The organism is Brucella tritici (assembly GCF_008932285.1).
GTDB classification, from domain to species: domain Bacteria; phylum Pseudomonadota; class Alphaproteobacteria; order Rhizobiales; family Rhizobiaceae; genus Brucella; species Brucella tritici.
On sequence record NZ_WBVY01000002.1, the window covers coordinates 477,758 to 491,134 of the forward strand.

Below are 13,377 nucleotides of genomic sequence, written 5' to 3' on the forward strand. Positions count from 1 at the left end.
AAAATTATTTCGGGTTGGAGCGAACCTTAACTCTGGGCGCATTTGTGCTGCAAGAGCCGTGAACTGTTGTTTGAGTGAAAGCGGCGTCGTCGCGCCGAAACTGCCTTGCTGCTTACGCATCCGGTCACACGCAAATGGAATCCAGGTGAGACCTATATAAACAAAGGCGAATGGCTTTATCTGTATCGTGTCATCGATCGCAAAGGCGATACATTCGCGTTCATGTTCAGCAGAAATCGCTACTTGAAAGCTGCTAAACGCTTTATCAGCAAGGCTCTGGCCCAGCATGACAGGCCAGAGAAGATTACTATTGACGGTAGCCAGACCAATCGGACGTCCGTCATGCAGTTTTGCTCCGGATGACGGCTTCAATTGGAAGTAGATCCTTCAAGACACGCCATGCTGACTGACTCAGATCGCCTCGGCTCATATCTGCTTCCAAAAAGCAGTCTTGAATCAAGTCCGCTAAATACGTCAACAAATTCGTCCAAGCTACCTAGTAGTGCTGCAGTGTGCTGCGCCCCCAGTTTGGACCACATAGCATATCGCTTTCAATAATCTGGCAATACCGCCTGGACAATTAATGTGATATTTTAGGCACATTCAGGCAACGAAGTGTTCTGCTCAATTCTCCTGTAGGTCGAAGTGTGGTCCCTGCCGAAGTCAATGTTTTCAAACGATAAAAGATGAGTAGTTTATACATGTTTATTTTCCCTGCCTGGAACTCTTCTAAATCATTGTGATTGCGCGATATTTTTCGGACCTCTATGGCGTGAGAGAGCTTCTGCGAGTTCGCGGATGCCGCAGCCTGTGTCTTGTCTGGAGCGCGCGAAGGAATGACTTCCCGATTGTGGGATCTGACAGAACTCTATGAAAGCGAGCAGATTGGCCTGCGGGCTTTTGTGCGTCGTATTGTCGGAAACACCGCCACGGCTGAAGATGTCGTTCAACAAGCCTTCCTGAACCTGCTTTCCCGCTATGAAGATACGTCACAGGCACCCGGTCCGGCTTATGTGAAGCGCACAGCGCGCAATCTTGCGCTTAATCACTTGCGCGATGCCCGCCGCAGGGCAGAGGTCGAAGTCGAGGTCGATGAGCCGGAGCGCTTTGCCGATACAGGACCATCGCCCGAAATGACGGTGCTTTATCGCAGCGAGCTTCATCGTCTCTTGCATTCCATTGCGCAGCTTCCGCCGCGCCGACGCGAAGCCTTCGTTCTCAACAGGATCGAAGGGCTGAGTTATGATGACGTCGCCGAGCGTATGGGCATTTCCCGAAATACAGTTATAACGCAGATCGTGTCCGCCCTGGCTGAACTCGACAGGCGGCTTTCAGAATAATCGACAGCGGGACCGTTGGAACGCGCATGAAGGAGTTTGAAACCGATCCGGTTTACATGAAAGCGTTGGAATGGTTTGTCCTTTTACAGGACAAAACCGTCAGCGCTGATGACAGGCGTGCCTTTTCAGCCTGGATCGCATCGGACCCTGCGCATCGGGTGGCCTATGAGCGTGCGCAAACGCTGTGGCAACGCTTTGATGCGGTTAAGCCTGAATTTGATCGCTTTCGTCAATCCGGCCACAAATTGGGCAGTCGTGTGGGTCGGCGCGGCGTATTGGGCGGTCTTGCGGCTCTTGTTCTTGTTCCCGGCGCCTATCTCATGTCGCGTCCCGGCCTGTTTGCGACTTATCAAACGGGTGTCGGAGAACGCCGCAGCTTTACGCTTGCCGATGGAAGCACTGTGGAGCTTGGCAGCTATTCTGCTCTTTCCGTCGATTTTTCGGATATTAGCCGCAACCTTGTGCTCCATGGGGGCCAAGGGTTCTTTCAGGTCGCGTCCGATCCGTCGCGCCAATTTGTGGTTGGCGCCAATGGCGGTACGATCACCGCGCTCGGGACTGCTTTTGACGTGAAACTGGTAGATCACGCGGTCACTGTGTCAGTTGTCGAGCACGCGGTCTCCGTGGCTTTTGGTCAAAGTGAGCCGGTGCGCCTCGATGAGGGGTGGCAGATAACTTATGGGAGCGATGAAGCGGCTTTGCCTCAACGCGCCGACCAGCAGACGGTGGAAGCATGGCGCAACGACAGGGTTATCTTTGAGGATGTTCCGCTCCGCCGTGTCCTCAACGAACTCGAACGTTATCGTCGAGGCAGGATTTTCCTTACCGACACAGAAGTCGGCAATATGCCAGTCACCGCCATTTTCGATACGCGCGATGCTGAAGCCGCCCTTGCAACCATTGCCGAAACCTTGCCAGTCAGGGTTCTGAACGGCTCTGGCTGGGTCACGGTCGTTACACGGCGATAATAACTGGATTAAAAAAATCAGAATTTTTTACGATGCCGATCATCAGATCGCGTTTCCGAGGTGTCTATTCCACTGAGGGGCTGCGAGGCGGCCATGAGGTAACAGGAAAATCCTGCCAAAAGCAGGGGTGTCAGACATCGGGGATTAAACTATGCGCGTCGATATGAAGAGCCGAATTAAGACCGGTCGTGGCCAAGGTTCGCGGGCTTTTCTTAAAAGCGGGCTGTCAGCGCATTTGCTTGCGGCGAGTGCGCTGGTTGCGGTTGCCGCATTTGCGTCGAGCGTTGTCTGGGCACAAGCTGCAGCAAACAGCCAGGTGCAGCGCACATCGTATGATATTGCAGCACAGCCATTGTCCAAAGCGCTGGTGCAATACTCGAACAAAACCGGCGTCCAGCTCTTCTTTGATGCAAATATTGTGCGCGGCAAGAACTCAGGCGGCGCGCAAGGTTCGCTGACACGTTCGGAAGCACTGGGCCGTATTCTTTCCGGTTCTGGCCTCACATATAGCCTGCGCGGCAATACTGTCACAATATCGGCGCAGCAATCAGTCAATGCTGGCGCAACTGTCCCTGAAGGGGCTTTGCTCCTCGATACGATTACTGTTGAAGGCAATACCGGCAGCGACACGTCGAGAAGTGTCGTCGTTGAAAGTTCGGGCGGGGCCACCAAGACCAATACGCCCCTTATCGAGGTGCCGCAGTCGGTATCTGTTGTCAGCCGCAAGCAGATCGAGATGCAGAATGCGCAAAGCGTCACGGAAATGCTGCGTTATGTGCCTGGGGTGAGCATCGAAACCTACGGTCCGGATCCAAAAGGCTATGACTGGATTTTCATGCGCGGTTTCAACGCACAGTCAACCAGTTCCTATCAGAACGGCCTGCGCCAGCTCTCCAATTCCTACACCTTCTTCCGTACCGATCCATACGAGCTGGACTCCATTGAAGTGCTGCGCGGTCCTGTATCGTCGCTTTATGGACAGAGCGATGCCGGCGGTCTGGTCAATCGCGTAACCAAGAAGCCGCAGGCTGAAGCGTCTCACGAAGCATCGGTTGAATATGGTAGTTTCAATCGCAAGCAGATTGGCGTGGATCTGACCGGGCCGGTCAATGAAGACAAGACGCTGCTTTATCGTCTCATCGGCGTGGTTCGCAAAGGCAACACGCAGTTCGAATATTCCAATGGCGACGAGGTCAAAGACGATCGCTACATGATCGCACCCTCGCTCACCTGGGCACCCGATGCGGATACGTCGCTGACGGTTTCGGGCCAGTTGCTGCGTGATGATAGCGGTGGCAGCGTGTTGCCTGCCACGATCAGCAGCCTTTATCCGAATTACCCCAATATTCTGGTTGGTGATCCGGATTTCAACCGCAGCGTCCAGAAACAGGGCAGCATCGGCTATGAGTTTGAACATCATATCAACGACACCTGGACGGTGAAGCAGAACCTTCGCTACGGACAGGTCAGCTTCCTGCTCGACAATGTGCTGGCACTTGGGCTCGGGCCGACCGGAATCACACGTCAGGCGCGTCGCTTCGATGAGAATATGAGCGGGCTGGTGGTCGACAATCAGGCCATTGCGGAATTTGAAACCGGCAACATCTCCCATCAGGCACTGTTCGGTCTTGATTACTCCTATTCGGATTCCGATGTGACGCAGTATCGTGATCCGGCCCCGACGCTGAACCCGTTCAATCCGTCTTATGGCATTCCGATTTCTGTTCCGACGACGGTAACGCAAAGCTATCGCCAGAAATACAATCAGACCGGGCTTTATGTGCAGGATCAGATCAAATTCAATGATAACTGGATCGTCACTCTGGGCGGGCGCTACGACTGGCTGGACCTCAATAGTCATAATCGTCTCGATTCCAGTGATACAGATCAAAGTATCGGGAAATTCAGCGGCCGCGCAGGTGTCACCTATGTGACACCGTGGGGTATTGCTCCCTATGTCAGCTACTCGGAATCCTTCGCGCCCAATCTCGGCACGGATAATAGTGGCAACACTTTCGATCCGTCGGAAGGTCGTCAGTGGGAAGTCGGTGTCAAATATCAGCCAAAGGAAATCGACGCGCTGTTTACGCTCGCGTGGTTCGACATCGTGAAATCGAATGTCGTTTCCTACAGCTATATTGATGGGCCACAGGCAACGGGCGAGGTGCATTCGCGCGGGCTGGAACTCGAAGGCAAGGTCGATCTGAGCTATGGCTGGGATTTCGTCGGTTCCTACACCTATACCAAGGCGGAAATCACCGAGGATGCCGCGGCCTTTGTTGGCAAGCAGGTGACGATGGTGCCGGAACATCAGGCTTCGGCATGGCTCAACTACACGTTCAACAGCGGTATGCTTGAAGGCCTCAGCCTTGGCAGCGGCGTGCGCTATGTGGGGGCGAGCTATGGTGACAAAGCCAATACGATCAAGGTCGATGGTCGAACACTCGTCGATGCGGGCGTGAGCTACAAGTACAAGGACATGACCTTCCAGGTGAATGCCACGAACCTCTTCGACAAGAAGTATTTCACCACCTGTGAAGATGCTTTCAGCTGCTACGAGGGCGATCGTCGCTCGGTCATAGGCCGTGTGAAGGTCAGTTTCTAAGGCGAGCGCTTTGCTGACACGTCGCCAGATGATGCTGGGGTCTGGCCTCGCGCTTTGCGCGGGGCTTTCCGGCTTTGGTTCGGCCGCCGCCACACCTGCTCCGCGTGTGGTGGCGATCGACTGGGCAGCGACAGAAGCCATGCTTTCATTTGGGATTATTCCTGTAGGGCTTTCCGATACAGCATTCTATCGTCAGCGCATGGCAGCACCGGTTTTGCCGGAAACGGTCGTTGATGTCGGGCCGTTCTGGGAGATCAATCTTGAAGCACTTGCAGCGCTGAAGCCCGATTTTGTCATCGCAACGGATTATAATCTCGTGATGACGCCGCGCATCGCGGATGTTGCGCGCGTCGAGCTGGTGCCGAGCATCACAACGCCGAATGTCGAACGATATGGGCTGGCGATAGAGATACTGAATCGTGTCGCGGATTTGTGCGGTGTTTCGCCTGCCGTACCGTCTTCTGTGGTTGAAGACGCGGAAAGCCGCTTTGCAAAGGCGCGTGAGACTGTCTCAAAGCATAATTATGCGGTGGGTATCATGCTGCCTGATATCGGCGGGCGTGAAATGACCATGTATGGCGAAGGTACGCTGCCCGATGCTGTGTTGCAGAAACTTAGACTTTCCAATGTCTGGAAAGGCCCGGTGAATGGAACCGGCATGGCGCGTGTCGGGCTTGATCGGTTGGTGGAAAGCGCTGAGGCGGCGTTTCTCGTCGTGGATATTCCCTCGCAGCGGGTTCAGACCGAACGCTCCTTACAGCAGAACACGATGTGGAAGTTGCTGACACCGGTGCGCAACGGGCGCGTGGCATGGCTCAATCAATTCCATCCTTTTGGCGGCGTACCTTCTGCGGCCCATCTGGCGGATCTCATCGCCTCGGCATTGGAGAACATGGCGTGAGCGGCCTTGAAGCAACTTGCGGCCACACGCGACATTCCCCGCTGCGCTGGGCCATGCTGGCCTTGTCGGTCGCATTTGTCTTGTTGCTCATTGTTCAGGGCTTTTTCAGCATTGCTTCGCCTGCCGAATGGCTGCGCATCGTGACGGCTCCCAATCCGGACGATCCGCGCCATGTGATCGGCTATTACAGCTTTCTGCCGCGTCTTGCGGTTGGCCTGCTCGTCGGCGGTGCGCTCGGACTTGGCGGCGCGGTGTTTCAAACCGTTCTGCGCAATCCGCTGGCTGAACCCGGACTTCTGGGTGTTGCTTCCGGCGCGCAGATCGCACTTGCTTTCACGCTGGTTTTCGCACCCGGCCTATGGATTGCAGGCAACGAAGCCATCGCGCTCATCGGTGCTGGACTGGCACTCAGCCTTTCGCTGTTTATCGCCTCTCGCGGACGGTTTTCATCGACAACTGTGGTGCTGGCCGGCTTGATGGTCGGACTTTATTGCAATGCAATCTTCAGCCTGCTCGTACTTTTCAATCATGATTACCTCATTAACCTGTTGACGTGGCAGGCCGGTTCTCTGCAGCAGGGGGGCTGGGAAGTCTGTCTTTATCTTCTCCCGCGTCTCCTGCCGCTTGCAGCACTTATCTTCATTCTGCAACGGCCGCTCAGCCTTCTTTCGCTTGGCGATAATCAGGCGAAGGGGCTTGGCATTTCGCCAGCAATGATGCGGCTGGTTCTGCTTGCTGCTACGGCGGCCATTGCTGCGGTTGTTACCAGCAGTCTTGGCCTGATCGGTATGATCGGACTTGCCGCCCCCAATCTGGCGCGTGGCTTCGCGCCTGGACAGGATGGCCGCAGGCTCTTGTGGTCGACCTTGCTTGGCGCGTTGCTGCTGGTCGGTATCGATCAGTTATTGCGGGCCATAGCGCCTTTCGTCGGCAATATTCCCGCAGGTGCTGCTGCGGGCCTTTTCACGGGGCCAATTCTCGTCGTTCTGGCAAGTCGCGTTCGCCTGCCCAGTGTTCCGTCAACGCAAGAAGTCACCTCGACTGGAAAGAGGCTCCAGAAGCCATTGCGGCTGCTTTTAGCGCTTTCATGCGCTCTTGCCTTTTGCATGTTCATATCGGTGCTGGTGTCGAAAACACCTGAAGGCTGGAGTTTGGGCGCATCAGAGGTCGTAACATGGTGGCGTGTGCCACGTATTTTTACAGCAGCAGGTGCTGGCATATGTCTTGCGGTTGCGGGCCTTGTTCTGCAGGGTACACTCAGAAACCCGATGGCCAGCCCTGACTTGCTCGGCATTGGTTATGGTGCGGGCTTCGGGCTTGCAATCGCAGTGCTCTTCATTGGCGATGCAAGCGGCCTTTCCAAGCTTGTGGTTGCGACTGTCGGCGCTTTGGTGGTGCTCAGCGCCATTGCCGGGATCGGCTGGCGCATGGCGTTCCAGCCTGAGCGCGTTCTTCTTGTCGGCGTCGGCCTGGGAAGCATGTTCCATGCTCTGATGATCCTGCTTCTTGCCAGCGGCAATCCGCGTGTGGCAGGCCTCCTGAACTGGTTTTCCGGTTCGATGGGCAATATCGGCTGGAATGACGCGGCTTTGGTTTGCATCTGCGCGATTATCGTTCTGCTTGCAGCCCTTCTTTTCCGACGACCGCTCGACATCTTTCCGTTGGGCGATGTGACGGTGCGCTCTGTCGGCCTCAAAGTCTCGTCAAGCCGTGCGATCCTTCTTGCGCTCGCAGGTGTTGGAACAACGGCGGCAACAATCACTGTCGGGCCTGTCAGTTTCATTGGTCTCATGGTGCCGCATTTTGCAGCACTGCTTGGGTTCAGAAGCGTGACGATGCGCCTTCTGGCCAGCGCTCTGCTCGGCGCATTGCTGCTCGTTTTTGCAGATTGGCTCGGGCGCAATCTCGCTTATCCGTGGCCCATGTCTGCAGGCCTGCTTGCTTCTCTTATCGGCGGCGGCTTTTTTCTTCGCCTGCTATCGAAATCGATCTGATGATTGGTGATCTGAAAACCAGAGCATGTCTCCCAAAAGCTGGAACCGGTTTTGGGACGAAGACATGCGTAAAAACAAACAGATAGAGCGGTTCCAGCGACTCCATTTTAACTGGATCTGCTCTAATCCGGGGGGCGATCAATCAAAGATAGGCTGGGGCTCAATGTTGGAGCCGGCCCGAAACGCCAGACCGTTTATCGTCTTGAAAGCACGTAGACGAGACATATTCCGCCGATCAGGGAAGCAAAAAGTCCAAGCGGAAGATTGTATGGGAACGCTGCCATACGGGCCAGCCAATCGGTCAAGATCATCAGGAAAGCCCCGATCATCATGGAAGCCAGCAGAAAACGTCTCGGCGTATGAAGCCCGAAATTACGGGCGAGATGCGGGGCAATCAGGCCAATGAAACTGAGCGGGCCGATCATCATGGAGGCGATCGCGGTAAGGAGTGCCGAGATCAGTACAATGACCAGCCGCGAGCTGACAACAGGCAGGCCGAGGCTCTGCATGGCCACATTGCCAAGCGGTAATAGATCGAGCCAGCGTGACAGCCCGAACAAGATTGTGGCGCTTGTCACAAGCGCCATTCCGGCGATCCACAGTTGCGCCGAAGCGACTTGTGTTCCCGTGCCGCTCAGCCAGCTCAGTAAAACGAAAGCCTGCGGCGAGCCGGTGGCTATGATGGCGGTGAGGATGGAACTGACCATTGCGCCAAGGCCGACACCGGCGAGCAGCAGCTTGCCTGCACCGAAGCCGCTGCGCGTGGCAATAGTGAGAATGAAAACGAGTGCCAGCATTGCGCCGACCGCAGCACCTGTCCATTGGGCATATAGGCTGGCCGTGCCTGAAACGAGCAGGACTACGGCGAGACCCGCACCCGCGCCAAGACCAACCCCCAATACTTCCGGGCTTGCCAATGGATTGCCGGTCATACGTTGGAGAACGGCTCCAGCCAAGGCCAGCATCGCACCGGAAAGGGCCGCCAGCATCAGGCGCGGTGCGCGGAATTGCAAAAGCGCGTGAAATTGCGGTCCGCTGGCTATGGTCCAGCCGTCTGGTCCCCTGCCAAGCCAAAGCGCAACTGCGATTGCGACGATGATGAGAGAGGCGAGAACGAGCAAGAACAATGCCGGATGTTTTCGGCGCGCAACACTTTGCTCCGGCGTGCCGGAAGGCCATTCGAAGATGCGCAGGCGCGGTAGCATCCACAGAAGCAACGGCCCACCGAGAAGTGCGGTTGCCGCTCCCGTTGGCAATCGGTCGCCGGAAACGTCCTGCACCAGAACCACCAGGCCGTCGGTAAGCCAGAGCAGGATCGCGCCGATGGCGGGTGCTGCAAGAAGCTTTGCTTTGAAGCGGCGTGCTCCGGAAAGCTGCGCCAGTGCGGGTGCGATCAGGCCTACGAAACCCAAGATGCCGACTTCCGCCGTGATGCTTGAGGCGAGCCAGACGGCGATGGCGATGACGATCAGACGGCTTGTGGCCAGCGACAGGCCGAGGCTTTTCGCGTTCGTATTGTCGAGGGATAGTAGCGTCAGCGGGCGCAGCAGAACGAAGGACAGACCAGTCGCTACCAGCACCCTTGGACCGAGTGACAGGACAGGTTCCCAGCTCTGCTGTTCCAGTGATCCGCCGCCCCAGACGAAGAGCGAGAACACATATTCGCCATTGGCCAGTATGAGCGCGGTGCTTGCGGCTGTGGCGGTCAATGATACGATCATGCCGCACAGGATTACCGAGGCCGGTTCAAGCGTGCGCTTCCAGTTGAGCGCCAGCACCAGGGTGACAGAGGCAAGCCCGCCTGCAAGCGCCAGCCATTCGCGGGCGATATAAGCGGCGGGCAGGTAAACTATCCCCACCGTCATGGCGAGTTGGGCGCCCGCCGCAATGCCGAGTGTAGAAGGTTCGGCAAGTGCATTGCGCAGGACCTGTTGCAGCAACAGTCCGGAAACGCCCAATCCCGCTCCGCAGATCAGCGCCATGGCTTGGCGAGGCAAGACCACGTCGAAGGCAATGATGTGGTTAAGCATCGTCGCATCGCTTGCAGCCGTCACGCTGTTGATCGCGCGGCCGAATTGGCAGGCGGAGAGAATGGCCGCGAGGCAGGCGAGCATTCCCCAGAAAATGAATGCATTTGCGCCGAGATATTTGTCCGAAGGTTTAGCCACGCGCATGTTCCGGCCAGTATTGTGTCAGAAGGCGAAGAAACTGACGCGCAGTCGGCAATCCGCCGAAATGGTCGAGAGCTGGCAGATATATAACCCGGTTGTCGCGAACGGCGGGAAGCGCATTCCAAAGCGCATTTTGTGGAAGGCGCATCAAGGTTTCAGTGTCGGTTGGACCGATAACGATAATGGAAGCTTCAGGCTCGCGGACGAGTTGCTCCAGTCCGACCGGGGCTGCGGCGGAATAATCCGTACTCCCTGACCATGCATTCTCAAGATCAAGCTGCTGCAGCATATTGCCGAAAAGGCTATCGGAGCCGAAGGCGCGAAAATGACGGCTATCGCCAAGGCTGATGAGAAAGATTTTTCGGTTGGACAAACCGGAAAAACGGCGGCGCGCCTCGGCGCTTTCCTCTTCGCAGCTTGTGATCAGGGCTTGTGCTTCGGGTTCACGGCCAAGCCTGCGTCCAAGATGCAGTGTTGCATCTTGCAAAAGCGGCAACGGGGATTGACCTGGTGTGAATACAGGCATTGAGAAGACGGGTGCGACACGTTCGAAGGATGCGCGCTGATATTCATAGAAACTGGACGACACGATCAGCTCCGGCGCAATGATATGCAGGAGTTCCAGATTGGGCGCGCCGCGCAAGCCGAGATCGACAACCGATGCGGGCGGTTGCGGCTCTAGCGCCATCTTTCGATATTGCACAAGTTCGGTCGCTGCTTCCGGCACCGCGCCAATGGCAAGGGCCGTTTCCAGCATCGCCCAGTCGATGACAGCGAAACGCGGAGTGCTGGCGCGTGCGGGACGTATCGTGGCTGCCATAAGTATAGCGCCAGCATAAGCAAGAAAATTCCTGCGGTTCAAAACCGTGATCATCATGTCAGAGCATGTCTCCCACAAGCGGGAACCGGTTTTGGGACGAAGACATGCGTAAAAACAAACAGATAGAGTATTTCCGATGATTCAATCAAAACAGGAAATGCTCTAGCTGGCCGGGCAAGCGCGCTGCCGCCCGGCTCCTTATCGCATGACCGGCTTCTCACCACTTGGTGTGGATCTTGAGCAGCGCTTTGCGGCCTTCGCCGTAACCGCAGGTGTAGACGCCCTGGCATCCCGACACATAATCCTTGTCGAAAAGGTTGGTAACGTTGAGATCGACACCCCAATTATCCTTTTCGTAGCCGAGTTTCAAATCGGCAAGCGCAACGGCGGGAACCTTGAGCGTGTTTTCCTCATCCGCAAAAGACGAGCCGATATAGCGCACGCCTCCACCCAGTGTCAGGCCCTGCAGAACGCCTTGCGGCACCTTGTATTCCACAAAGAGGGAGGCTTGCTGTTCTGGCAGCAAATAGGGCCGATTGCCGATCAGGGCTTCGTTCGAAGCGTTTTCCTTGATCTTGAGATCATAGGCCGTGAAAGCTGCGGTCACCTTCCAGTCTTCGGCAATGTTTGCCTGCATTTCCAGTTCGATACCGCGCGAATTGACTTTGCCGAGCTGCTCATAGGCAAAAGTGGGACCCGTCAGAACGTTCTCTTTGGTCAGGTCAAAGAACGAAGCCGTGATCAGACCATCGAAGAAGTCCGGCTTGTATTTAACTCCGGCTTCGTATTGCACGCCGGTTTCCGGCTTGGCGAAGCTGCTGTCGCCGAGTGTGGCGATAAGTGGATTGAAGAAGGTTGACGCGCTTACATAGGGCGTCACGCCGTTGTCGAACTCATAGCCGATACCAGCGCGACCCGACATGCGCCCATCGTGATTGGTGAAGCTGGGAAGTCCATCGGCGTCTGTACTGACATAATCATAGCGACCGTTGAGGGTCACAATCCAGCCATCGCCAAATTCCATGCGGTCCTGTACATAGGCCCCGATCTGGTAGCGCTTGAGATCCTGGTCGATATAGGGATCATACATCGGCCCTTGCGGCTGACCGTAGACGGGATTGTAGCCATCGATGACTGTGGCTGCGCCTGTCTGCTGCATCTGGTCGATGCGGAAGTATTTATATTCTACGCCCAGCAGCAAATTATGGTCGACTGCGCCGGTTGTGACCTTGCCCTCAAGCTGGTTGTCGGCGAGGAATGTGTTGACCGTGGTATCGTGCTTGAAGTTGATACGGGCAATATTCGGATTGCCCGGTTCTGGCTGTGCCAGATAGCCTTCATAGCCAAAGGCATAAAGGCTATGCTCTTTCACGTGGGCGAAGCCGTAGCGGACATTCTGGCGTACGGTCCAGTCGTTGTCGAACTGGTGTTCGAATTCATAACCGATTGACGCCTGCTCACGATCATAGGAATCGAGATCCGGTTCGGTATAATTGACTTTACGAGAGATCTTGCCGAACTCAGTGGGAACGACGGTACCGAAATAGGGCAGGAATCCTGCACCGTCATGCGTCATATCGAGATGGGTGTAATTGGCAAGAATAGTCAGCGATGTCGATTCATCCGGCTTGTACTGGATGCTTGGTGATATGACGCCGCGAAACTCCTTGGAGAAATCGGTATAGTTGTTACCACCTTGAATCTTGCCGTTGACACGATAGTTGATCGTCTCACTGGCTTTGTCTCCGATGTCGAAGCCGAGATAGCCGTTACCGTAGGTATTGATGCCCGCTTCGAGATAGCGAACACGTTCGCCAGTTGGGCGTTTGCTGATATAGTTGATGATGCCGCCTGCATTGGCACCGCCATAGAGCGCCGAGGACGCACCTTTCAGGACTTCGATGCGTTCCAGCCCGAAACTGTCGGTGAGAAAGCCGCCAAAGCCGTAACTGAAATTCTGCAACCCGTCGAGGTAGATGCCACTGGCAGTGGCATCGAAGCCACGAATATAGATCCAGTCTGTATCGCTATCCACGCCGAAAGGCTGGGCGAACACGCCCGCCGTGTAGCGAAGGGCTTCATCGGCCTTTTGCGCGCCCGTGGCGTCTATCTGGTCGCGGCCGACGACTGACACGGATTGCGGAATCTTTTCGATGGGAACGGCATCCTTGGAGCCGGTAGTCGTCGCCTCCGGCACAAAACCCTTGACCGGAGCAACGCCGTCGGCCTGTCGCCGCGCAGCGCCACCCTGCACGACCACGGTGTCGAGCTGAATTGATGAACCTGCATCCTGTGCCTGGGCCGGAACGATGGCAAGCATGGCTCCGCTGGCGAGAAGCGTCAGAAGTCTTGGTTGCAACAAAGGCGTCAAACGGGAAGATGACATAAAGCTCGAGACCCCGACTATCCAATAAGCGCCTGCTTCGGTCTTTAGAAATTCCCAAACAGAAGCGGGTGCGATGAAAAAATGCCGCAAATAGCGACCTGTTAACATGAGTGCTTACATCATGTTTTTATAGGAAGATTGTCGGATATTTCGCTAAATTGAACGATATTCTGCCAATATAAGAGATAAGCG

Annotated in this window: 8 protein-coding genes and 3 pseudogenes; 6 read left to right on the forward strand and 5 right to left on the reverse strand. The window is 55.8% G+C overall.

All coding sequences use genetic code 11. From position 1 onward, the window contains the following. Nucleotides 1-45 precede the first annotated feature (45 nt). Nucleotides 46-120: pseudogene (locus F9K94_RS07715) on the reverse strand (IS6 family transposase); the annotation flags it as partial. Between F9K94_RS07715 and F9K94_RS07720 the strand changes: the two are divergent. Beyond that, nucleotides 121-348: pseudogene (locus tag F9K94_RS07720) on the forward strand (DDE-type integrase/transposase/recombinase); the annotation flags it as partial. Between the two features lies 1 nt (nucleotide 349). On the opposite strand, the pseudogene F9K94_RS25005 reads toward F9K94_RS07720, so the two are convergent. Beyond that, a pseudogene (locus tag F9K94_RS25005) lies at nucleotides 350-430 on the reverse strand (IS5 family transposase); the annotation flags it as partial. Nucleotides 431-836: 406 nt separating this feature from the next. On the opposite strand from F9K94_RS25005, the gene F9K94_RS07730 reads away from it, so the two are divergent. The 5 genes from F9K94_RS07730 to fhuB (F9K94_RS07750) all read left to right on the forward strand — a co-directional run bounded on the left by F9K94_RS07730 (nucleotide 837) and on the right by fhuB (F9K94_RS07750) (nucleotide 7,808). After that, complete coding sequence (locus F9K94_RS07730; RefSeq protein WP_151644671.1) at nucleotides 837-1,340, forward strand: RNA polymerase sigma factor; 504 nt, start codon at nucleotides 837-839, stop codon at nucleotides 1,338-1,340. A gap of 26 nt (nucleotides 1,341-1,366) precedes the next feature. Next, nucleotides 1,367-2,308 (forward strand): FecR family protein, encoded by a 942-nt coding sequence (locus F9K94_RS07735; RefSeq protein WP_151644673.1) that lies wholly within the window; start codon nucleotides 1,367-1,369, stop codon nucleotides 2,306-2,308. Nucleotides 2,309-2,459: 151 nt separating this feature from the next. Further along, nucleotides 2,460-4,913, forward strand: a complete 2,454-nt coding sequence (locus F9K94_RS07740; RefSeq protein WP_151644675.1) for a TonB-dependent siderophore receptor — start codon at nucleotides 2,460-2,462, stop codon at nucleotides 4,911-4,913. A 10-nt stretch (nucleotides 4,914-4,923) separates the two neighbouring features. After that, the gene (locus F9K94_RS07745) at nucleotides 4,924-5,814 is read left to right on the forward strand and encodes an ABC transporter substrate-binding protein (protein ID WP_235920587.1); all 891 of its coding nucleotides are present in this window, start codon (nucleotides 4,924-4,926) and stop codon (nucleotides 5,812-5,814) included. Next, on the forward strand, nucleotides 5,811-7,808 hold the full coding sequence (gene fhuB / locus F9K94_RS07750) for a Fe(3+)-hydroxamate ABC transporter permease FhuB (RefSeq protein WP_151644677.1): 1,998 nt from the start codon (nucleotides 5,811-5,813) through the stop codon (nucleotides 7,806-7,808). The genes F9K94_RS07745 and fhuB (F9K94_RS07750) overlap by 4 nt, the downstream gene beginning before the upstream one ends. Before the next feature lie 194 nt (nucleotides 7,809-8,002). Here the strand turns inward: fhuB (F9K94_RS07750) and fhuB (F9K94_RS07755) are convergent, their stop codons facing one another. The 3 genes from fhuB (F9K94_RS07755) to F9K94_RS07765 form a co-directional block, all read right to left on the reverse strand. Further along, nucleotides 8,003-9,976 carry a Fe(3+)-hydroxamate ABC transporter permease FhuB gene (fhuB, locus tag F9K94_RS07755; RefSeq protein WP_235920588.1) on the reverse strand — a complete coding sequence of 658 codons (1,974 nt, stop codon included), beginning with the start codon at nucleotides 9,974-9,976 and terminating at the stop codon, nucleotides 8,003-8,005. After that, entirely contained in the window at nucleotides 9,969-10,856 is an 888-nt protein-coding gene (locus F9K94_RS07760) for an ABC transporter substrate-binding protein (protein ID WP_235920589.1), read from the reverse strand. The genes fhuB (F9K94_RS07755) and F9K94_RS07760 overlap by 8 nt, the downstream gene beginning before the upstream one ends. Before the next feature lie 160 nt (nucleotides 10,857-11,016). Beyond that, nucleotides 11,017-13,185, reverse strand: a complete 2,169-nt coding sequence (locus tag F9K94_RS07765) for a TonB-dependent siderophore receptor (protein ID WP_151644681.1) — start codon at nucleotides 13,183-13,185, stop codon at nucleotides 11,017-11,019. Between the last annotated feature and the right edge of the window lie 192 nt (nucleotides 13,186-13,377).

What these genes read in the sequence shown, in the direction of transcription:
- F9K94_RS07760 (WP_235920589.1), bottom strand. Translation starts at nt 10,856, where the DNA reads ATGATGATCACGGTTTTGAACCGCAGGAATTTTCTTGCTTATGCTGGC.
- F9K94_RS07740 (WP_151644675.1), top strand. Translation starts at nt 2,460, where the DNA reads ATGCGCGTCGATATGAAGAGCCGAATTAAGACCGGTCGTGGCCAAGGT.
- F9K94_RS07730 (WP_151644671.1), top strand. Translation starts at nt 837, where the DNA reads ATGACTTCCCGATTGTGGGATCTGACAGAACTCTATGAAAGCGAGCAG.
- F9K94_RS07765 (WP_151644681.1), bottom strand. Translation starts at nt 13,185, where the DNA reads ATGTCATCTTCCCGTTTGACGCCTTTGTTGCAACCAAGACTTCTGACG.
- F9K94_RS07735 (WP_151644673.1), top strand. Translation starts at nt 1,367, where the DNA reads ATGAAGGAGTTTGAAACCGATCCGGTTTACATGAAAGCGTTGGAATGG.